Origin of the sequence: Microcoleus sp. Z1_A1 (assembly GCF_036700305.1) — a bacterium.
Classification (GTDB): Bacteria; Cyanobacteriota; Cyanobacteriia; order Cyanobacteriales; family Microcoleaceae; genus Microcoleus.
Map to the genome: position 1 here is coordinate 1 of NZ_JAUBOR010000044.1, position 23,008 is coordinate 23,008.

Consider the following 23,008-nt stretch of genomic DNA (forward strand, 5'->3'; position numbering starts at 1 on the left):
CGCGAATTAAATAACTTAAAATTTTAATTGTTATTGTGGGATGGGCGTCCCGCCCGTCCTTTTTGGACGGGCGGGACGCCCATCCCACAAACTTGTGGAAGTTATTTAATTCTCATTCCTTAGAAAACGAGCAGTGTCCGGGATTTAACGGATGGATTTTCAGCAAAGAAGGGGAACCATCCCCCTCTCCCAATCTCTCAATCTTTGCCTTCCTAGCTCCACATTCCTATACTTTGGGGGTCGCGGTCTGGATACCTAGAAATAGGAAAATGATTACTTATTTCTGTTGAGTCACATTGATTTAATGGCTCATCTATATCGGTTTTAGTTGAGCTATCTACCGCAGAGTTTTGCAGGGTGTCTGAGCTTTCGGCAGCGGCAGGAAGGGCTTTTTGTTCTTTGATTTCTGGTTCAAGCGGAATGAACTCCAGACGCATTCTAAGTTTTCCTTTAGTCCAGTCTTTTCCAGCACTTAATAGCTCGCAATCCAGGCCGTCTGAGAATAATTTTTCGTCTACCAATTTTGACTGCATGATTGCCATAAATTCGCTGACTTTGAATGTACATTGATACATCAAAGCGCTGGTAGGGGCAGACACCACATCGTCTTCTTGGGGAAATATTGGGGATTCGTCCATATTAATTGTCCTTATTTTAATGAAGGAAGTTCGGCAACGGATTATGTAACGGATGTAACGGATGTGAGGAAGACCGAAGTTATAAGAAGGAAGAGGAAGTTAATTATTAGAATCTCGCTGGTTGAGTAAGGTGGGAATTTCCCACCCTACAACCGGAGATGATATTAATCCCGATTCTTTGACTTATCCTGTTCTTCTGTGGCCCCTTGGTGGATTAGGAATTAGAAAAACCAACCGTAGGAATGTAAACCTTTGCCTAACAGATTAACGCCTAGATAGCAAATCCAAACTACCACAAAACCTGTGGCTGCTAAAATTGCTGGGCGTCTTCCCTGCCAGCCACGAGTAATGCGGGCGTGCAGGTAGGCAGCAAATACCAACCAAGTAATTAGCGCCCAAGTTTCTTTCGGGTCCCAACTCCAGTATGATCCCCAAGCTTCGTTAGCCCAAACCGCACCGGCAATAATGCCAACTGTCAGTAAGGGGAATCCTAAACCGATGATGCGATAGCTAATGTTATCAAGAGTTTCTGCTAGATTCAAGCGCTGGGGCGAGAGAGGTTCTGCGGTTTGAGTTGGGGCGGTTGATGCGGTTTGAACGGTTGCTAATTCAAGGACTGCGGTGGTGCCCAAACCGTTATTGTTGGAGTTGAAAGAGGGTTCGCTGAAAACTAATGCGCTGTCGGCGCTGGTTTCTGCAATTTGAGGTTCGGGGTTTTGATGGCGTTGGAGGCGATAGTTGCCGTTGCGGTTGCTGTTGGTGCCGAAGGAACTACCGGTGAGTTCGATTTTTTGGCCGCGGGTGACGATTAAAAAGGCGATCGCCAGCAGGGCTCCTACCATTAAAGTTGAGTAACTGAGCATCATGACGCTAACGTGCATCATCAGCCAGTTTGATTTGAGGGCGGGTACTAGGGGTTCTGCAGATTGCATGGTTGCCGGCAGAGTCAGGGCTGCAAAGGCGGATATTGCCATTGCTACGGGGGATGTGGCTACTCCTACTAAGCGGGAACGGCTCATGTTTTCCGCGACTAGGTGGATGGCGGTGATTCCCCAAACTAGGAAAAATAGGGATTCGTAGAGATTGCTTAAGGGGAAGTAGCCTGCTTCTATCCATCGAGAACCGAGTAAAGCGGCGATGGATAGGTTGGCGACGCCCATTCCTGCGGTTCCTAGGGCCGACAGGTAGGGAATGCCGGGGAATGCTGCGCCAACCCAGTAAATGAGCATTGTGGAGAACAAAACGGCAAAGGAGATGTTGTCCAGCCAGTTCTGGAGTACGACCAGATCCATAAAAATTACTCCGGTAGTGTTTTTACTTATTTTTGCTAACTAGATCGATCGTACTGGGGTTGGGCAGTTTTGGGTTTGAGATTTTGAATTTTTGTGGCAATTCTGAGTTTTTGGCGGTTGTTGAGGTACGGGCGGGCGATCGCGCGGACGCATCAAACAAGCTACTATTGACCCACCAGACGAGTGTCACCCCGTCAAGTCACGCTTGTTGATTCTGGCTGAGGGCTTGAGGTTGGACGAGTTCCAAGGAAGGAAACACGGAATGCTGATGGGCGAAATTCGATCGCCGATTAACAAAATTAGGACTTACGCACGGGGGGCCAGAAACCGGGTTTTAGGAAAATCCTTCGTTTTTACCCAGAGATTAAGTAAAAAACCCCGTTTCTTTGTCGGGAGTGCGTCTAGGACTGAAAATATAGGATGTTTTTTGATCTGGGGCTATCTGGAATCCTTTAGAATTGATTGAGCTGATTACCCATTTGCTGTTTTTGCAACCAGCAAAAAAACGGAAGCCCCCGACAATCTTGTGGATACTCCCCAAATTTTAGAGTAAAGCTCAACCTCCCAGATTTATCAAGGCGAGTCAAATCTAAAATCTAAAATCTAAAATCGACTGAGGGTTCGAGCAGTTGCATAGGTTAGAGGAGATGTTGGGTTAATGCGTAGAGATTCAATATTTTACAAGTTATCAGAAAATAGGGTTTAAAACCCCGTCCTAGAAGGACGGCTTTAATTTCTTAAATCCATTCCTAAAAATCCGGAAATTTCTTGTATTTGTGCTAGACTAGAACAGTCAAGGTTAAACTCCTTTGCCATCGTGAAACGGAGACACACTTTTAGGCATAAATTGTTGGACCGAGAGCAGCGAAAACTCTTAAAACAGCTAGAGGATCGACGCATTCTCTTTACCAGAAAACAAATAATTTAGTTCATTTGTTAAGTAGGGTAGGGCATACCCGAACTCTAGGTTCGTATCCTAGTAAGCTTTTGGAGATAGACCCTCTGGGGTTGCTGTGAATTAGGCTCGTCAATTGGTGTAATTGCACGGTTGAAAAGTTTAAAGATTGCCGAAAGGACATAGCGCTTAAAGGTCAGTCGATGAATTAAGAATCCCTACGCCTTTAGGCTAGGGAGTGTCAATTCAAGAAGCTCCGACGCTGCTGTTTGAGCTATTGGAAGAGTCACCATCGAATGCGGAACAGTATCGATTTGACTCCGTGGCGGTGAAGGAACCGAAGTTTGAAATTGATGGGGTGTTTTTGCCACCGGATGCTGAGCCTGGAGTTGTATATTTCTGTGAGGTGCAGTTTCAGCGGGATGAATTGCTTTATGAGCGATTGTTTGGTGAGTCGTTTTTGTATTTTTATCGCAACCGTCAGCGATTTACAGATTGGGAAGCGGTGGTAATTTATCCTACTCGATCGACTGAACAATCAGAAACGCATCCCTATCGATCGCTCACCAACAGCAATCAGGTGCATCGGGTATATTTGGATGAGTTGGGTGCGATCGAACAGTTGCCGCTGGGGGTGGCGCTGATGGCTTTGACGACTATCGACGAGGCGAGTACGCCCGAAGCGGCGCGATTGTTGCTGGCGCGATCGCAGCGGGAGGAATCGGAAGCGGCGAGTCGCGCCATAATAGAGATGCTGACGACGATACTGGTTTACAAGTTTACAAATTTGAACCGAAGGGAGGCAGAGGCGATGTTAGGGATTACGCTTGAGGAAACTCGGTTTTATCGGGAAGCTAAGGAAGAAGGTATTGAGCAAGGCCTTGAACAAGGCATTGTGCAAGGCCTTGTGCAAGGCATTGTGCAAGGCCGCGAAGAAGAAGGAAGAGCCTTGATTTTACGTCAGTTAAATCGCCGTCTGTTCAATCGGCGAGTTGAAACATTGCCGGAATCTATCACTACTAGAATTGCTGATTTGTCGATCGAGCAAATTGAAACTCTAGCAGAGGAATTGTTAGATTTTCAGTCGATCGAGGATTTAGAGGTTTGGCTGGAGAATTTGCCGCAGGGAGATTGAAACGAGGTTAGGAATTGCACTGGAGGGGGCGATCGCGCCATTTGCGCGCACCAACACATCAAACGTACCCCCCCTCTATTTCCTGGGTTTTAGGGTTCTTTTGGTTCATCCGCCGTTGCTGAGAGGATGTTCAGGGTGCGATCGGGGATGATTCCGGCGGATTAGAAGCGGATTGATGATGGGGGAAGATGTTTTGGGCGATCGAACCTGCAGACTTATGTTAAATTAGACCTCTTGCAAAAAATAGCTAAGACGGGATCTCCGCCCCATTCCACAAGAAAAGATGATTTTTGTGGGATGGGCCGGAGCTCCCGTCCTTTAATTGCATTAAAAGGACTTTTGCAAAAGGTCTATTTTCCTGTAGTTTCAGTCCCTCACAGTACCTCCGGCGAACGACTTCTTTTTAAAGCAATAGATAATTGCCTCAATCGTTCGCTAACTTCTAAATTCGATTCTTGTGACTTCAAGTTATTAGGTATTTCAGCAAACAGAAGTGGATTTCCCTGCAACCACTCATTGAGAGCAACGCCAGTCCAAGTACCTTCTTTGTCTCGGAAACTATCAACTAAACCCTTCAGTTCTTGAATACAGTATGACTCAAAACCAGCCGCACTGAAAATTGCATAAATTAAGTATTCTTCAAACGCACTAATATCATTTCCTACCTCAAAAACTACAGATTCTTCTTGTGGCGATTTTATGTCCTTAGAAAAATCTCCCACTATTTGCGCTGCTACCCCAGCAATTTGTGTTGCTATTCCTGTAACTCCTAATACTTGTTGCCGAATCTCCGAATTAAATAGTAAATCTGAACCATATTTTACATATTTTTTGAGAACCCTAAATGCAGCTTCTTCCCCACTATAGTAGTTATCAATAATTTCAATATCTACCCCTAAACTTTTGATTATTTTATTTCGAGTATCACTATTAACTGGGCCGCGAATCAGCGCTTCAGCCACTGGACGTGCAAAGCGTAAAAATAATACGCTTAAGCTATTCTCTAGTTTTGCTAAAAAATATTCCTCTGAATTTTCAATGAGCCTGGGTTTTACTTGATTACTTTCCCATAATAAACTTGTCATATATTCAACTAATTTTAATGCTTCATCCTTAAGTTCTAAAGCAAGTTGATGAGCAATGGCAGAGAGAAGCTTACTAATATCACCGTACAAATCATCACGCCAAGCAAAATTGGCTTTCATGCGGTCAAACTCTGGATTGGAGTTAGCAAGAAAGATAGTATCTTTCTTTTTAAATGTTTCCTCCCTAAGTTTCTGCATTTCATTGTCAACGATTTGTAAATATCGTTCTCTAAATTTTTCTATTTGAGTGAATGACTTAGCATTAGAACTATCTAAGGATTTGTTTATAACAGAATATTCATAGTATTTTTGTAAATCAGCTTTGATTGTTTCCCATTTTTGATTCCACCATTCGGTAAAGAAAACCCGCCGATTATTTTCTTCAAATAGCTTGGCTTCTTCAGGATTTTCTGGATACTTTTTGCTGACTGTAATATAAATCTGTTCAGAATTGCTGAAAATCTTATTGATAGACGCTTCGCATCTTTTCTTTAAAATCGAGACACGCTCAGTGTTGATATAGTTAAATATTTTTTCCTTAATTTCTGGAATGCCAGTACCATTTTTATTCAGAGTTTCTTCATCGGTAATTCCAGTCAGTCTCTTTAACTGAGCTTCGATATTACTTGCATCCCCAATCTCTAACTTAGTCTGTTCTTCTGCTAAACCATTCAAAATTAGATAGGCTCCGGCTGAACCATATACAATGCGTTCAGGTGGAAGCTTTGCACGCTTTAACCAGTCTTGAGATGCTTCTTCAATATGTGTTTTAAGTGCCTCTGCACTACCTAATGAATCAATCCGACTTAAAAATACAAAAAGCTTATCAGCAACCGTGACGTTTTTATCGCCAAGTTCGGTAAACTTGATTATTTCTAGTTCCTTTTCTCGGAGGCTAGTAAACCGTTGTACCAATATCACCGCATCACAGTCAGAGAGCATTGCTTGTGCTTCATCAACGTGCTTTGCTAAACCTGAATCTAAACCGGGAACATCATAAAAAACAATCCCTTCAGCCTGAGCAAGCTTGTTAGTATAAAGTCTCGCCTCTAAAACAGCGTGAGCATACTTTTCATCCGCTACATACTTCTTGAGTGGTTCTTTAATATCTTCAAGCCTAGTAAAGGGAAAAGTCAGATTACCTTCTCTTCTTACCTGTTGTAAAGTTATTTCGTTTGCTCGTATAGTATTTAGGTCTTCTTTCGCCCCAACTTTCTCCAGTTCCTTGAGTAAGTTGATAAACTCTTCTTCGGTTCTCGCTTGTACTTCCAGCCTTTGTTCAGACTCATTTTCAACTGAATAAATTTGTGTTGTGGTAAATGTGCATCTTCCTCCCTTTGCTGGAAGTAAATCACATTGCAACCAAGCATTAATAAATGTGCTTTTTCCTGCTTTCTCTAACCCGACAACTGCAATGCGAAACTCGCGCTTTTTGAGTCTTTCAAGTTGGCGGCGAGTTGGTTCTGCTTCTTGTAAAAGTACCTCTTTTAATCGAGCCGGAACTTCAGCCTGGGGTAACATAGCCAAGTTAAGCGCGTGTCGCTGCACGTTGAGAGCGTCGCTAAGACGAGCCTCATAGTAAGAAGATGCTGTTTTCCAATCCATTTTGGGGTTCCTTAAATGCGGTTAAAGTTTTCTAAGCCAGATAAATTTCTAAGACAAGCGTATTTTTGAATAATACGCTGTCCATAGTTGGGTAGGTTTCTTTTTAATATGTAAGGGCTTTCTTTGTCAATCATTTCTTGCCCCTGATTGATATCAATCCTAATATAAACTTCTCGGTTACTATTAGTTGGAATGTCTTCATTTGTTGCCATTTCTAAAACTAGCTCTTTTGAAGCAGCGTTTTCAACATCTGTGCATAGAAAATACGAGGCGTTATCTATAAGCGTTTTGAGGTCAGAGAACTCTAGACTGTTATCTGTAAAACTATTGGGACGCTTATCTCTTAAATCAATGATTACAGATGCTGGAACAACAAGACATAAAGCAGCAGTAATTGGTTCAGGAGGTGGTGACGGCAAAGAATCAGGTTGCCGATTTCTGGCATTACCTCTTAGGTTTTGCTTACGGTTATTTCTGTATTGGATACAGGCAAAGACTCCAACCAATAGGCTGCCTATAAACACAAGCCAAACAACTGTTTGCATATCTGGATTGTTAGGATGATTTAGTTTAGTCATTTTTTGGTTCAACCAATTTTGCTTAAAATAATGATCAAACGTATTTGGTTTTTCCATTAAAAGTTGATCGCCAGCAATCCTTTCATCGTCATTTAGTGCAGCATTCTTGTTGATACCAGTAGCAGTACATATGTCGTCTGCTGTTGATTTTTCTGCTTCAAGCAATATATGTATTACCTTGTACAAAACTCCCTTGTTTTCATTTGCTACCTGGGGGTAAACCAGCTCCCAAACGTCTTTATACAGTGTTTCTAGATGCTCATTTGCCACTTGAATTTTAATCCTCATTTTTTAAGAGTTTTCCTAATACACCAAATTCTTCTGCTAATTCTTGGGCTTTTCGTTCCATAGGTTGCCAAACATTTTTTTGCTTTTCATAATCTAAAGTTATTTCTTGGTGAGCTTTATCTAGTCTAGCTTGATAACGATCGAGAATATCATTTTGATTTTTATGTACCTCTTTTTTTAAACAATCAATTTGTTCTAGCAACCAACTGGCAATTTGTTTAACTAGGTCTGGTTCAGCTAATTTTACCTGACTATCCCAGTTTTTTAATAAATTCTCTGTGCTAGGAATTGTAGCATTATCGCTACATCGTGCTTCGTATTTTGGAACCAACCATAACCAGTGCCAAAAAATTCTACTCTCTTCCTCCCAATTGCCTTCTGTAATTGAAAAGCCAGATTCAAAACTTAAACTAAATGAAAGTTCTTTTTCAACTCGTATCAGTTGGGAATCAGGAAACCTGATTATTATGTTGGGTGCATTGTTATTTGCTCCCTTTTCTAAATGGGATAAATGACAATTGAAAAGCTCGACCACGGCCTGGTACATCCTCTCTATTTCCTGATTAGAGATTTGTTTTAAAATATCTTTCATTACCAGATTCAAATGCTTAGACAAGTCGTTTAAGGCTTGATTTAGTAGTTCGAGATTTTTTTTATCCTCATCTGTTCTTGCTTCTCTTATTTCACCATCTCTAGCAGCAGACCCAGTGTAGCCTAAGTTTATTAGTCGTTTGAGGTTGCTTTCTAGAAGTTGTACCTGTGAATCATCTGCTTTTTTTAAATTTGGGTTTTTTACCAGTGTCTGCCCCTTCTCCAAAGATTCTGCTACTGATTCTAAAACTTGCTTTATCCCTCTACTTAATTCTCTACTCCATCCATAAAGGGGGTATAATTTTTCTCCTAATTCATTATAAGGTTCAACATCTTGAAGTTCCTTCAGGGTTTTTTGTAAATAGAACACAAGATCGTCTTCTGACTTTTTTTCTATGACTTGTTTAAATTTTGCATCTATCTTTTCAAACGGCCTCCTCAAATTTGCATCGCTATCTTGAAGAAAAAGGTCAAGTGATGACCTCATGTGTGATATTTTTTCACATTCCTGTTGGTAGTGTTCTTCTGAACTGCTAAGAATGGCCGTGGTTGTTTGTACTGCCCACTCTGCTACAGCATTTGCAGCAGCTACATTAAAACGTTCTATAGCTTGCGGTATTACTAACTGTGGAAAGTGTTGATTAATATGTTGCTTTAAGTGCTGCTGAAACTCTTCTGCATAAGATTCTTGCCATAATGCTTCAGCAACTCGGTTTCGATCGTGTCTAGACCATTTTTGTACGTTACGTGGCAGGACTTCTAATATATCTTCATCAATTAATCCATTAAAATTGTTGTCTGCCTTTTTACAGGCTTCAGCACTATAGATATCATCATTATTTTGGATCTGAAGGGCTAGTAGCGCAGGCCATGTACTAAGTTTGACAACTTGTAACTTCTCAATATCTTCTGTATATTCTTTTAATTGTTCAGTCAATTCGTTTTTTATATCACGTTTAGCATTTTCAACAAAACGATTTTCTGTTTCAGGCCAATTTTTGTCGGCTCGAAAAACGTCAATCCGATTCAGAGTAAAGAGCATACGTGCAGGAGAACCACCTAAATCTTTTACCTGCTGTACAACTTCTTGCAGTAAACTTTTTACTTTATGTGCATCAGTTTCTGCACTATTGTATGTGACTATGCACAAGGCCTCTCGGCACTGTTTAATAACATCTGCGTTACCTCGATCGCCCACATAGGCCAAACCAGGTAAATCAAGAATTTTTACCCTTGTTCCTTGTGGTAGTTCCAGTTGAGACTCTTTGACAAGCCTGAAAGGGTACAAGATGGTAGATTGTGGGCAAGCTAAATTCGGTTGTTTTTCTCTGTTTTCGATATAACTTATCATTACTTGGTATAAGCGCTGATAAATTCGATCTTCAGTAATACCTCTCCATTCGCCACACTCCCACAATGCTCCTGGTGTTTCATGGATTATGAGAGACTTTTCCTTGCTATATTCGATAGTGACTGCCCCTGCGCTCATTTCACTTACGGCTACGGGGACAATTTCGGCTCCACATAACAAATTTACCAAAGTGCTTTTCCCACTACTGGTGGTTCCAGTCGTGGCAAGAGTCAGAGTTGGATTACGAAGTTGATCAACCAGATTACTTAAAGCCTCGTCTAACTTTATAGACAGTTCTTGCATTTCAGGCTGATATGTATCTGGTAAATGCTCGCAAATTTCTGTATAAAAATTATTCCAGTATTTAGCAAGCAGTTGAGCTTTGAATTCTACTTCGTCAAAAACTTTGTATAATTGTTTACTCATGTGTTCAATACTGGTGTTGATAGTGAATATGTATTCTAGTTAACATATTTGAGTCGCCACTCATAGAGGGCTGACAGCAGCACTGTTTAATTATGACTCTCGGTATAATACTATAACCTGTCAAGAGGCGATCGCACTTTATACCAATTTCATAAAGTAGCGCTAGATATTACCCCCCCAACCCCCCCTTATTAAGGGGGGGCTAAGACTTCATCCATAGCACATCTTTAGAAAAATGGTATTATTTATTTAAATAAAGTTACAAACAGGCTCTTCAGATTGTGGCATATCTTTAATTAGATGATCAGCGGGCGTTGCTGAATCCAGGTCTGAAACGATCGCACAAACGCCGAAGGAGCGCTCTAAATTGCGATCGATTATACCCCTATTCCCCAACCCCGCCGATCGAAATCTCGCACAATTAGCCAACAATCGATCGACTAAAACAAACCTTATTACCAAGGATTACCAATCATTCTAAAAGCAGACCAATAATAAGGATGAGAAAAATTCTGACTCGCCGTGTTTGCCAATTCCGGGGGTAACGGCAGATTGCCAACAGAAGTGTGCAGCATCCCCCCTTCAATTCGCACTTCTCCCCGCAACATCGCTAATTGCGCTTCCCGCAGTGCTTCTGCTTTAATCGGAGCAGTTTTTAACTGCCCGTAAAACTCCGTCATCAACCCCAAACTGCCCTCGTCGCTGACATACCAGAGAGTCGCCATAGCCGATTTAACCCCGGCTTGCACGGCTAACCCGCCAAAGCCCAACTCGGCTTCTCGATCGCCCACAGCAGTCTTGCAAGCACTCAAAACTAACATTTCAACTTGCGGGCTGTGCCAATTCATTTGCCGCAACTGATCCAAACGCAATTTAGTATCCCACAACTGAATAAAGGAGTGGCTGGGATCTCCCGATCGAAATTCGGCGTGAGTAGCCAAGTGAATCATCCCAAAAGGATACTGCTGGCGCTGCGATTTCAAATTTGCCAGGGTGAAAGCTTCGTTCAAGAAAGACTTACCCGGCCACTGCTGCGGCGTGATTGTCGATACTTCTATTTCCACCGCAGGTAAAGGACTCATCTCTGGAAATTGCGACGCCCCCATTGCCAGAACTTGGGTATTTTTGAAATTGGCGGGGCTGGTATCCGTCAAACTGAGACTCGGCATCGATCCAACACTGTAACGCTCTACCAGAAAGCCTTTGCCGTCGTGCAGGGCGCCCATCGGTATCGATCGCAACCCCATATCTGAGATAAAAGATAAATTCTCAATGCCTTTGGCTTGCAGTTCTGCTTCGAGCGGCGCTACCATCCACAGGTAGAGTTGCTGAGCCAATGGCAAATAACTTTTTGTGTTGCGCTTTACCGGATTAGTCAGTTCATCGCGAAATTTCCGAACAGTTGCCATTACCTCGGTGCGAGAGGTTCCAGGGACGCGCTGGCGAACGGGCACACCTTCCGGGGTGATCACCATCATTTCCAGTTCGTCAGAGGCTTGAATTTGCTGTTCTACGCGCAAGATGGGGGAACTGCTGTAAGGCCGATCGACTGCAGAACCCCTGGGTACAAAGCTGATATAAATGAGAGCTGGTTTGATGCCTGTGGCTTGTTGGACGCCGCGGAGGGTATTTTGAGCATCTTCTAGGGTGGCGATCGTATTTGTTGATGGCAAATTTAGGTAATCGACAAACTCACTGGTAAATCTCTCCTCCACGGGAAAAATAACAGCGCCGACGTTAGTGGGCAACTTGGAAGCTTCAAGATTCCCAAACGCGGGAGGTGAAATGCGCTGTTGCAAGGAATTAGATATCTGGTTTTGCTCTTGCAAGCTAGGCGAAAATAAACGATTTGTGCTGGGTGGCTGGTTGGCTGCGATCTCCGGTGTCGGCGCGAGATTTATGGGCGCAGCAGCAGGCGCAACCACTGGATTTTGAGTAATTGTCGGTGCTGGTGGCAGAGTTGAGACCGGTGCTGGATTTTGAGTAATTGTCGGTGCTGGTGGCACATTTGATACCGGTGCTGGATTTTGAGTAATTGTCGGTGCTGGTGGCAGAGTTGAGACCGGTGCTGGATTTTGAGTAATTATCGGTGCTGGTGGCAAATTTGAGACCGGTGCTGGATTTTGAGTAATTATCGGTGCTGGTGGCAGATTTGGGACTGGTGCTGGATTTTGAGTAATTGTCGGTGCTGGTGGCAAATTTGGGACTGGTGCTGGATTTTGAGTAATTGTCGGTGCTGGTGGCAGATTTGAGACCGGTGCTGGATTTTGAGTAATTGTCGGTGCGATCGGCAAATTTGGGACTGGTGCTGGATTTTGAGTAATTATCGGTGCTGGTGGCAGATTTGAGACCGGTGCTGGCGTCGGCGTTAATGTTTGTGCGGGCGCGGGTGCGGGCGCGGGTGCTGGTGCTGGTGCGGGCGCTGGCGCTGGCGCGGGTGCTGGCGTTAATGTTTGTGCGGGTGCGGGTGCTGGGGCGGGTGCTGGTGCGGGTGCTGGTGCGGGCGCGGGTGCTGGCGCGGGTGCGGGTGCTGGCGCGGGTGCTGGGGCGGGTGCTGGTGCTGGTGCGGGCGCGGGTGCTGGCGCGGGTGCTGGTGCGGGCGCGGGTGCTGGCGCGGGTGCGGGTGCTGGGGCGGGTGCTGGTGCTGGTAGGGATGCTCGCGGGGGAGTCGGCGCGGGTAAGGGCGCGGGTGCGGGTGCTGGTGCTGGTGCTGGTGCTGGGGCTGGGGCTGGTGCTGGGGCTGGTGCTGGGGCTGGGGCTGGTGCTGGGGCTGGTGCTGGTGCGGGTGCGGGTGCTGGTGCTGGTGCGGGTGCGGGTGCTGGGGCTGGTGCTGGTGCTGGTGCTGGTGCTGGTGCTGGTGCTGGTGCTGGTGCTGGTGCTGGTGCTGGTGCTGGTGCGGGTGCTGGTGCTGGTGCTGGTGCGGGTGCTGGTGCTGGTGCGGGTGCGGGTGTCGCTGCTGGTGCGGGTGCGGGTGTCGCTGCGGGTGCGGGTGTTTGTGCGGGTGTTGGTGCGGGTGTTGGTGTCGCTGCGGGTGCGGGTGTTGGTGCGGGTGTTGGTGCGGGTGTTGGTGTCGCTGCGGGTGCGGGTGTTGGTGCGGGTGTCGCTGCGGGTGTTGGTGCGGGTGTTGGTGCGGGTGTTGGTGCTGGCGATACTGAAGAAGCCGTAATGTTAATTTGTGTCGGCTGTACTATCTGAGGGTTGGGGCTGAAATAACCTCCCTTTGTAATCACATTTTCCTTCTTTGGACCGCCGGTGGCAATGCTGCCAGCAGTACCGTTGACTCTGTTATAGTCTGGCCCGATGGTGAAAAGAGTGTTCGAGGCTTCGCCACCGTGGCGAATGGTGATATCTCCACCATTGGCGCTACCTGTCGTGGATGCGGAAATGCTGCAAGCTTGCGACAAGCAGTTGTTATCGTTTGTGAAAGTGCCTGTCGCTCGGAAATTGCCGCCGGCTGTAATGTCAATCTTTCCTCCGCCTGTTCTACCTTCGGTGTTGATATGGGTTACTTCGATATCGTTGCGCGCGTTGAGGGTGACTTCGCCACCTTGTTTTTCTTCGGAGTTGGCGTCTATGAAACCTGTTTGAATGCTGCTTGAGGGTGCTGCAATACTAACGTCTCCGGCGTTGCTGTTTTTGTCGATCGATCCTGCGTTGATATTGCCTGTTTCTACTTTTCCTGTACGGCTGGTGACGGTGATGTTGCCGCCTGCGGTGGTGTCGGAGTTGGAGTTGATATCGACAGTGCTAATATCACCCCTAGCTTCTAGGGCGATTGGGCCGCCTTGGGAACTTGTCAGGTTTCCGCTGACTGCAATGCTGTTGGCTGCTTGAATTTCGATCGCCCGAGCGTTTGCATCTTTTAGTGCCACGTCCCCCGCAGCTACTGCTCGGTTAGAGGCCGTGAGTACCACTTCACCGTTGGCATTGACGCTGAGGCCTGTAGCGTTCGTTTCACCGATGCCTGTGAGGAGTTCGGGCAAGGTTGCGATCGAGAATGTCGAAGCTGTTGGCGCTGTTCCTGGGCTCGTCGCTGAGGGCGGCTCGATTTCCAAACTCAGCAAATTGCCTCGCTGGCTGACGCGCACTAAATTTGTCCCGGAGACTGATGCTACGGTAAGTTGACCGTCTGGGGCCGAAAGGCTGCCTGTGCTGACAACGGTGCCGCCTAGCAAGGTTAAGTTCTGCCCTGATTTGACTGCTAAGTCGGCTGTGTTGATAATTGCCCCTGCTCGATCGGCCCCAAAAGCAAAGGAATTGGGCACGCCTGTCAGAGATGTGTAAGTGCTACTACCGACAGCGTTAAACGAGTTTGAACCAAATCCAATAGCGGTGGCGGTGGTTGCTGTGAAAGAAGCCGGCACGTTTAAGCTGGCACTGTTGCCAAATATGATGCCGGATGGATTCATTAGAAACAAGTTAGAATTGCCGCCGGTTACTTGAATTAAGCCGTTAATAATCGAGGGGTTGCCGCCGCCTATGCCCGCTAAAATGTTGCGAATGTTGGGGTTTGATATAAAGTTGGCAATCTGATTTTCCGACAAGCCGAATTCTGTAAAGCTGTGGAAAAGATTTTGTCGATCGCTCGATAATTGTCCGCCTTCAATATCGAAGCGAGTTGGCTGCCCAGGAGTTCCGTTTTGCGCTGCGGGAGTCACGGTAGTACCCGTTGCGTCCGCCGCTGGCACAATTGTTTGACCTTCAGCTTTTGCTTGCACAAAGTAAAGATTTATTAAGACTATTTGCAGAGCAAGTGCCAGTTTGCTTATTCTTGCTTTAGATAGGGATTTAGACGTTTTTTGAATATTTTTGACGCTTTTCATAGGTTTTTAATGGGTAAAATATATAAATCACAGAAATTAGGTAAAAAAACCGACTTTGTAGAAAAAACTTGGGTTTACGGCTGTGTCACTAAATATCTCCACATCTGTGCTGTGTCTGGTCAATGTGCGTAGAAGATTGGAAATCTACCCCTCATTTTCAGAGGTGGTATTTGTGAGCTATTCTGTAAGTCTTATTGCTAAGTAAGGTTTGCCTGGTAAAGGTTCACGTTCCCTGCTTAGGAAAGCGATACGCTTGGCTATCAACCTGTTCACTCGTTCCTTAATCGCCTTCGACAGTGCATAATGCTGGCGTTTACATCACGGTGTCGTGACCAGATGAACGTAGTCAGTTAAGATGCTTGACTGCGGGTTCCGATTTTGTACAGGTGCTGACTAGGAAGGCCAATATCTGCATAGGTTTTTCGGAACGGTTGAAGACGCTATATTTATGAAGCAACCGGGTTGCTGACTGCAAGTGCATTCAGGAGTCAATGGGTAGAATTGGCCTCTGCTTTTGCAATTTTCTCAGCGTATCTTCTCCACAATCTAAATATAACTCGAAATGCCTAGGCTCTGTATCTTCCGCATGACATATTAATAAAAAAAAACAAAAACGGCCTTCATAGAGGCACTCCCACCCGTAGAAACCTGGTTTTTTAACTATTATTGAGAGTCTGAAGGAAGTATCGGGCTTCAAAAACTAGGTTTCTGCGTCCAAGACTGACTCGGAAACATCCCAAAAATTTTTATTTTATACAAAAAAAGTCTACACTTGCCGAAAATTAAAATTATGAAAATAAGAAATGAGAAGGGTCAGAAGACAGAATTCAGAATTCAGAATACCCCATGCCTGAAGTGAGTGTTAACGGTCACGGAAGTGATTTTTTGTGACCCACCATTAAAATCGGGGGGCTTAAGCCTCGATTCTCGATCCTTTCGCACAGAATATCTTCGAGATTCAGGCTGCTGACTTCTGAATTCTTCTTCAGTAAGTCAAATTGTTAGAGTATTCAGAAACCCGGTTTATTTAAATAAAAAACCGGGTTTTTGGTTGTTTTGTGTGAGGTTTTGTGAAGTAAAACTCCTTAAATCCGGCTCTACTTCCCTTTTATAGTCAACTCGATTATTGCCGATTTATATCGGCGGGTTTTGGATTTTAATCGATCGCCCTGTTGGTGGTTAAGGGGGTGTGCAGGCGGATTTGTGGCAGGATTTAAGAGTTAATTGGGTGAAGTTTGGACAGTGGGCGAGGGACTGGGTGAAGCAGGGCGCGGTGAAGCAGGGCGCGGTGAAGCAAGGCCCGGTGAAGGAGTGGATTGGGTGGATTTTTTGAGACCGACAAAAGCGTCATAACGGGTGGTACGATCGCCAATGACGGCCGCTGTAACGCCGATCGACCGCGTGGCGTCAATCCACATTTTTTGGCTGGGAGGAAACTCCGGCAAAGCTAGGTTTTTCGGGTTAAACGCACTCTCGGTGTCGATGAAGAAATTGCCGTTGTGGGGTGTAAGTTGCGATCGGACTGTTTTCTGGAACAGTTCGCTGCTTAAAAGCGGACTTTTCGGTTCCGGAACGATCGCATCAACCACGGGAGCTCCTACTGTCATAAACGCTACATTGTTCATCCAGCCGCGAGTTACCGTAATCCCTCCAAACGGCGATGTCCATTTAATCCCCGGTTTGCCGCCGACTTGAATTTCCTCCACTCTAAATCCTTTAGTTTTCATCGTTTCATCAAGCTGTTTCAGGGATTTGTTCGCAGCCCCCTGGTTGTTTGTTTCCACCATAAATACAAATCCGGCAGCAAATTTGTCTCTGGGATTCTGGGCGGGCGCCGGTATTAATGATAGAGAAAATTCTCCCGCCATCCAGTTCATCAAGTCTTTATCTAAATCCAGGCCCGTAGTGGATTTTAAACCTGTGCGTAAAACTTGGGGATTAATCGGGGAAATCGGGTTGGCCTCGGCTCCCAATACGTAGTCTTGCCACAAACGCTGCAAGTTGCCGCCGGATACCATCATTATTGTATTGTTTGGCAGGCGGTTAACCATTTTTAGAGCATTGTTTTCTACTGCTATCCTTCTGGTAGAATCGGGTTTTAGCCAAGAGACTGATTTGAAGGCAATTCCTTCTTCTTCCAGCGTCGCTGTGGTGGCAAATCCCTGATTTTGTTGCAGTTTTTCGAGGCTTTCTGGCGAAATTTCGCGGGCTGAGTTGGCGGCGGCATAGGCGGCGGCAACGGGCATATTGACGTAGATTTGACCGAAGGCTCCCGGACTTTTTATTTTGTCTATGGCGTCTGCATAGCCAGGGGTTTTTGCTAGGGAAGGTTCGCCTTTGTAGGTGTCGATTATTCTGTCTGTAGCGCTAGGATCTGTGGTGACTGCTAGATACCTTGTGCCGAGTACCGCGACTGAGAAATTGCGATCGGGTACGCCTTGAGTTTCTGTGACTTGCACCCCTTTATAATTACGCTCAACAATTTTTCCTTGGCTAAGGGGTCTGGGTTTTGCTAATAATTCTTTGGCTTTGACTGGGTTGGCAATTGGCAGGATAATTGCCACTGACTGTTGAATTGGCGGAGATGGGGGCGTGTTGGGTGCCGGCGAGGGGGCTGGTATAGCTATTTTGTTGCGGAGAAAGGCTACCATTGCTGTGTTACCAACCCAGGGTTGAATGTCTTGCCCGTAGGCGTAGCCGTTGCTTGTGAGCAGGCGATCGCGCATTTGAGTTAAAAACCTCTCAAACGAAGCTTTTGACTCCGGCGTGCCAAATTCTCGCAGTCTATTCCACTGCGATTCATCGGTGCTGATGGATAGGGCCATCATCGTATCTTGCGGGACAACCGTTGCCCCCGGCGGCAAATCTTTGGCGGGCCCACGGGAGATGACGAGGTAGTAGGTGACAAAGCCTAAACCGATCAGAAGTGTGGCGGCTCCGATCGTAAACAACAGGGAAGATTTATCTTTCTTAAACATTATTCGTAAGGTTCGGGTGCTCGCAACATGATAGATTATTTTCTTGGCTCATGTAGCAGATACATTAGCAGATACATTTAACCGGGCAAATTTAGGAAACTCGAATTTACCCCTCCGGAAACAACCAGAAAAACATTCCTTACTTGAATCAGACAGTAGGTTAGGCTCGTGAAACGAAACCTAACACAAAAAATGTAGCAAGACTTTTGTGACAGTTTGCCTTAGTCCTGATTAATTGAATCAGTTTCTGGCTTTAAAGTCTTTAAAGATAGTTTGAAACGAGTACATCATTCGGTGGACATCGTTTGTGGCTCTCGGAAAAATGTTGTGTTCCCATTTTTTGCGAGCAGTAGTTAGCAGTTTGGCTACGGGTTGTGAGTAACTGTTAGAAATAAAATAGCTGCCACCTTCGTAGCGAATGTCTGATGCTAAGCCGATAAAAGCACCAGCCATTTCTAGTTGAAGTTCTGAGGTGCTGTGTTCCGATTTTACTGCTAAAATTACCTGCGAGTGCCGAGGTTCGCGGTTAAGCAAGCGGCAGATATTTGCTTCTTTTTGGTACAAAATTAAAACGTTGCAGTTGTGCAAAACTCCGGCTCTACCTTGGACTTTTACTCCTAGGTGAACTTCCAGGGCTGGTTTGTCGGGAAATTCCACAACAGCATGAGTATAGGGATGTGCCGTTCCGTGAATTTTTCCCGCTGTTTTTCTAAATGTTAAATATTTCGGTGTTTCGTCGTCTAAAACATTGTTGTAATAAATAGTACCGCCTTCATTAGCAACTGCTTTTAGCAAGATTGTGAAGAGGTAAGTGTCAAAAATTCTGGCTTGTTCTGCTGCTGTGTTAAAATCTGGATCGATCGAGCTTTTTAATTTGCTTTTAATTTCGGAATTGATGGCGTAGTTGCTCGGCCCAGAGGGCAGTTTTTCCAGCAAGTGCTTGAGGGCGATCGCCTGTTTGTGACGGGGGGCTGTGACGCTGGAGGTAAACTCGATTGTTTTGGCAGTTTCGCCACCTGAATTGGCAAAGGTAATTTTTGTGCCGAGGGGAGAGGTTTCTGATTCTACTTTCAAGAAATAAGCAATTTCGTCTTCCATTTCGGAAGTGTTGACCGTCGCTTGTTCAACAGCATTAATTAACAGCAAAAGTTGTTCTTTTGCGGTATAATCTTCTATCTTGAGCAGAGGTGTTTTTCTTTTGAGCGATCGCTCTTCAATTACTTTGCCTATCTCTACAGTATCCGCTACTTGTTGAACTACCCAACCCAAATTAAACTCATTCAGAATTGCCGCCAGTTCCTGATAGAGTTTGGCATACTCGATCTCATCCATAATTGCTTCTGCACTGCACGCTATTCTGATTATACAAGATAGTTTGATTTTTTTGTCAATAGCTGTGAGCGACTCTGCAGATTGCCTGTGATGGCGGATTTGCCGAGTGTTCGAGTGTCCGAACGGGGAAAATCTTCCCTCGCTCCTCAATATCCATCCGTTAAATCCGTTAAATCCCTGATAAAATTTGTTGCCGAACTTCCTTTTGCTTGAGAAAGACGATTAGTAGTAATACCAATTTCAAAACAGAATGCAACTGCCTGCAAGCTGCCAACCCCCATAGTCATCAGTCATTCCCAGTTTTTCAATTCTTCAATTCTTCAAATCTAAAATCTAAAATCTAAAATCTAAAATGGTATAAGCTATTCTACGACATTCTGTAGCGATCGAACTATGGCAACTATCAACGACAACTACCTCAAACTCAAAGCTGGCTACCTGTTTCCCGAAATTGGGCGCAGGGTGAAAGCCTATGCAGAGGCTAATCCCGAAGCGCCCATCATCCGGCTGGGGATTGGCGACGTGACTGAACCGCTACCGGCTGCTTGTCGGGAGGCGATGGTGGCGGCGGTGGAAGAAATGGGTTCGCGGGATACCTTTAAAGGATACGGCCCGGAACAAGGTTATGAGTGGCTGCGGGAGAAAATTGCCGAGCACGATTTCAAGTCGCGGGGATGCGATGTTGATGCTTCGGAAATCTTTATTTCTGATGGTTCTAAGTGCGATTGCGGCAATATTCTCGATATTTTTGGCAACAATAACACGATCGCAGTTACCGATCCAGTGTATCCGGTGTATGTAGACACTAACGTGATGGCTGGACACACGGGAGATGCGAACGAAAATGGCGAATACGGCGGCTTAGTTTACCTGCCAATTACAGCGGAAAACAATTTTACTGCGGAAATTCCCACGGACAAAAAAGTCGATTTAATTTACTTGTGTTTCCCGAATAACCCGACGGGGGCAACTGCAACCAAGGAACACTTGCAAGCTTGGGTAAATTATGCTAAGGCTAACGGTTCGATTATTTTCTTCGATGCGGCTTACGAAGCGTATATTACCGATCCGAGTTTACCCCATTCTATCTACGAAATTGAAGGGGCGCGGGATTGTGCGATCGAATTTCGTTCTTTTTCCAAAAATGCTGGTTTTACGGGTACTCGCTGTGCGCTAACAGTTGTACCGAAGACTTTGACTGGAAAAGCAGCAGATGGTTCCGATGTGGAAATTTGGAAATTGTGGAACCGCCGCCAATCTACTAAATTTAACGGAGTTTCTTACATAGTGCAGCGCGGTGCTGAGGCGGTTTATTCAGAGGCTGGCAAGGCACAGATTCAGGCATTAGTCAATTTTTACATGGAAAATGCTGCGATTATTCGCGAGAAATTGACAGCGGCGGGAATCGAGGTTTTTGGTGGCGAAAATGCACCTTATGTGTGGGTGAAAACGCCTCACGGTTTGTCGAGTTGGGATTTCTTTCAGAAGTTGCTGGAAACTTGCAATGTGGTGGGAACTCCGGGTTCTGGTTTTGGTGCGGCGGGTGAGGGTTATTTCCGCATTTCGGCGTTTAATAGTCGGGAGAATGTGGAAGAAGCGATGAGACGGATTGTGGAGAAGTTTAAGGTTTAATCTCATCTCCTGCTTAAACCGAAAAGCCCCCAGGCCGCCAGGGAATCAATTCCCTGGCTAATAGCGAAAGTCCTCGCTATGAGGACTAATGAGTTCTTCAGTCCTCTTCAGAGGACTTTAGCTTTGAGACAGGGGTTTCAACCCCTGGCGGACTGCCGGATTCAGCGAAAGAGCATTAATTTAATATGTTGTGGAACAGGCCGGAAAGCCTGTTCATGAAAATAGTAAAAGATGTGAGTTATAATCTAAGCCAGACCACTTTATTCAGAGCGTGGAACAGCAATGTCCTATAGCGAATTCACCCTCAAAAAAGTCAAACAAGACTTTCTGCTCACCCTAATAGAAGTACCTACTTTTATTGTTTCTGCGCCCCCGATTCAGCCGAGTCCAGCCCTAGCTGAGTTCATCGAAAAACGCCTGCCTCTTGCCCTAGCACTGAATACGGAAAAAGCTCGTTCTGAAATGATTATATGTCCGATTCTTTTAGAATTAAAAGATATTTTTCATCAGCAAATCAGTCTTTTTTCTGGGAATGAATTTACTGTAGATCAATCTGTGGGACTTAACGGTGTCTGCGATTTCCTCATCAGCAAATCACCCGAACAACTTTTTATCGAAGCTCCTGCTATGATTGTGGTGGAAGCTAAAAAAGAAGACATCAACGGCGGACTTGGACAATGTGTTGCTGAAATGATTGCGGCTCAGCGTTTCAATGAAAAAAACGGCTACTTTGTAAACAAGCTCTATGGTTGCGTTACGACCGGGAACTTGTGGAAATTTATCAAATTAGAAGAGCAAACTGTTACCATTGGTTTGAGAGAATACTCGCTGCCGCCAGTTGATGAAATTTTGGGAATTTTAGTTAGTTTTATTATCTAGTAATTTTGAGTAGATTAACTTTCACCATTTTTGGTTTAAAATTTAAAACGCCTCGATTATAATATTCCGTTTTCTATCCATCAGCCTCGCTAGGAAAACCAAATTGGTCTGGTAATTCAGCAGAGGTAATTTGCAGAATTTCTAGCAACTTCTTGTATTGAACAGGTGTTAGTTTCGGTACAGATCGCCCAGCTTCCCAGTTGCTTACCGTCGCTTCCGTAACGCCAAGTGCTTCTGCTAGCTGCTTTTGAGTCATAAACCGCTGAACTCTCAGTCGCATTAGGGGCGATCGATCGGCTCTTTCTGAGGTTTCCATAGGCTATTTGTTAAGTTATATTAATTTATTTGGGTTTTGCCTAAAATGATTGACATCTACCCTAAATTAATTTAGATTTAACCCAATAGAGATTAGACAGCACCAGCTAAGCCACTTGTGCTGTAGGGGAATTGCTGTCTTTTCTTCAACTTGTTATTGTACGCGGTTTTACCGTTACAAAGCATCAAACCTATCCAAAATTATTGGTCAAAGCTATGTTGCAAGATTCATCATCGAACCAAACATCGCCGAATGTTTTAACCAACCAAACCTTTGAGGCCGATCGCGAAGCAGTCCGTCACGTCATCATCGGTTCGCCGCTGGGGGTACGCCGAACTATCCACCAACTGCACGCATTGCGCTACGAGGAAGCTGTTCGTTGGACTCATCCGTTAGCGCAGCCCTCGAAGAGGATCGCGATTCCCGACAATCGCATCATTATTACACCCGATCGGGGAGAAATCATGAGTCTGTTAGTCAAATTAATCCGGTTGCAATGAAGTCTAAATGTGCGATCGCACTTTAGCAACTGAGTCAAAAGTGCGATCGCGGTTATTCAGCCATCTCGTACCATCCAAACTAGCATTCCCAAAATTTCGTCCACCGGAGGCAAGGCATAGTCATTAAGATCGATCGATACAATTTTTTCCTCTAGTTTAAGAAATCGCCACTGCGTGCCGTTACTGACACTGCCATAAATAACTGAAATTGGTTTTTCCTTCGCTTCATTAAACTTCTGCATTGCCACCATTTCTGCAACGCACTGTCCAATTCCTGTCTTCAAATCGGCTTTTTTAGCCTCAACAACCGCCACTGCGGGTGCTTCAATCTCCAACATTTCTGGAGAACGACTAATCAAATAATCACAAATCCCGTTTAGTCCAGTTTCGTAATCAACCGTAAAGTCTTCCCCCGAAAACAAGCTAATATTCTGCTGCAAAATCTTCCTGACTTCCAGCAGTACCGGAGTAATAATCATTTCCGATCGAGCTTTTTCGCTACCTGTCGCCACCGCTACGGGTAAACTATTTGCCAAAAAATCTGTCAGGGTTGCACTCGGAGCGATCGGAGTTATTTGCGGTAGAAATCGCGGGCCTTCTACAGTTGTTAATCCAAAGGCTTGTTTAACTTTGATAATTGAGGTGAACTCGCTGTAAGACATCG

At 45.1% G+C, this 23,008-nt stretch carries 14 protein-coding genes; 4 read left to right on the forward strand and 10 right to left on the reverse strand.

Annotated features, from left to right (window positions below; all coding sequences use genetic code 11):
- Positions 1-212: 212 nt before the first annotated feature.
- Together QT973_RS22175 and ccsB are read right to left on the reverse strand one after the other, a co-directional pair.
- The gene (locus QT973_RS22175; protein WP_333251226.1) at positions 213-638 is read right to left on the reverse strand and encodes a KGK domain-containing protein; all 426 of its coding nucleotides are present in this window, start codon (positions 636-638) and stop codon (positions 213-215) included.
- A 221-nt stretch (positions 639-859) separates the two neighbouring features.
- Entirely contained in the window at positions 860-1,930 is a 1,071-nt protein-coding gene (gene ccsB, locus QT973_RS22180; protein ID WP_333251223.1) for a c-type cytochrome biogenesis protein CcsB, read from the reverse strand.
- A 1,133-nt stretch (positions 1,931-3,063) separates the two neighbouring features.
- Here ccsB and QT973_RS22185 point away from each other — a divergent pair.
- The gene (locus QT973_RS22185; protein WP_333392179.1) at positions 3,064-3,960 is read left to right on the forward strand and encodes an Rpn family recombination-promoting nuclease/putative transposase; all 897 of its coding nucleotides are present in this window, start codon (positions 3,064-3,066) and stop codon (positions 3,958-3,960) included.
- 374 nt (positions 3,961-4,334) lie between these two features.
- Here the strand turns inward: QT973_RS22185 and QT973_RS22190 are convergent, their stop codons facing one another.
- The 6 genes from QT973_RS22190 to QT973_RS22215 all read right to left on the reverse strand — a co-directional run bounded on the left by QT973_RS22190 (position 4,335) and on the right by QT973_RS22215 (position 19,017).
- Positions 4,335-6,650, reverse strand: coding sequence for a dynamin family protein (locus QT973_RS22190; protein ID WP_333392181.1), 2,316 nt, complete (start codon positions 6,648-6,650; stop codon positions 4,335-4,337).
- 11 nt (positions 6,651-6,661) lie between these two features.
- Positions 6,662-7,516: a hypothetical protein gene (locus QT973_RS22195; RefSeq protein ID WP_333392183.1), complete on the reverse strand. Its 855-nt coding sequence runs from the start codon at positions 7,514-7,516 to the stop codon at positions 6,662-6,664.
- Positions 7,506-9,884, reverse strand: coding sequence for a dynamin family protein (locus QT973_RS22200; protein WP_333392185.1), 2,379 nt, complete (start codon positions 9,882-9,884; stop codon positions 7,506-7,508). Before QT973_RS22200 ends, QT973_RS22195 begins: the two co-directional genes overlap by 11 nt.
- 455 nt (positions 9,885-10,339) lie before the next feature.
- On the reverse strand, positions 10,340-14,707 hold the full coding sequence (locus QT973_RS22205; RefSeq protein ID WP_445305699.1) for a CHAT domain-containing protein: 4,368 nt from the start codon (positions 14,705-14,707) through the stop codon (positions 10,340-10,342).
- Positions 14,708-15,927: 1,220 nt separating this feature from the next.
- Entirely contained in the window at positions 15,928-17,685 is a 1,758-nt protein-coding gene (locus QT973_RS22210) for a DUF3352 domain-containing protein (protein WP_333056460.1), read from the reverse strand.
- 240 nt (positions 17,686-17,925) lie between these two features.
- A complete protein-coding gene (locus QT973_RS22215; RefSeq protein WP_333056461.1) occupies positions 17,926-19,017 on the reverse strand; it encodes a hypothetical protein in 1,092 nt (363 codons plus the stop codon).
- Positions 19,018-19,410: 393 nt separating this feature from the next.
- On the opposite strand from QT973_RS22215, the gene QT973_RS22220 reads away from it, so the two are divergent.
- Both QT973_RS22220 and QT973_RS22225 read left to right on the forward strand, forming a co-directional pair.
- Positions 19,411-20,649, forward strand: a complete 1,239-nt coding sequence (locus QT973_RS22220) for an LL-diaminopimelate aminotransferase (protein ID WP_333033869.1) — start codon at positions 19,411-19,413, stop codon at positions 20,647-20,649.
- Positions 20,650-20,931: 282 nt separating this feature from the next.
- Positions 20,932-21,528, forward strand: coding sequence for a hypothetical protein (locus QT973_RS22225; RefSeq protein WP_333273119.1), 597 nt, complete (start codon positions 20,932-20,934; stop codon positions 21,526-21,528).
- A gap of 73 nt (positions 21,529-21,601) precedes the next feature.
- On the opposite strand, the gene QT973_RS22230 is transcribed toward QT973_RS22225, so the two are convergent.
- Positions 21,602-21,844: a helix-turn-helix transcriptional regulator gene (locus tag QT973_RS22230; protein ID WP_333056464.1), complete on the reverse strand. Its 243-nt coding sequence runs from the start codon at positions 21,842-21,844 to the stop codon at positions 21,602-21,604.
- Positions 21,845-22,059: 215 nt separating this feature from the next.
- Between QT973_RS22230 and QT973_RS22235 the strand changes: the two genes are divergently transcribed.
- Positions 22,060-22,344, forward strand: coding sequence for a hypothetical protein (locus tag QT973_RS22235; protein WP_333212042.1), 285 nt, complete (start codon positions 22,060-22,062; stop codon positions 22,342-22,344).
- Positions 22,345-22,400: 56 nt separating this feature from the next.
- Here QT973_RS22235 and QT973_RS22240 read toward each other — a convergent pair whose 3' ends face one another.
- Complete coding sequence (locus QT973_RS22240) at positions 22,401-23,006, reverse strand: hypothetical protein (protein WP_333056466.1); 606 nt, start codon at positions 23,004-23,006, stop codon at positions 22,401-22,403.
- Between the last annotated feature and the right edge of the window lie 2 nt (positions 23,007-23,008).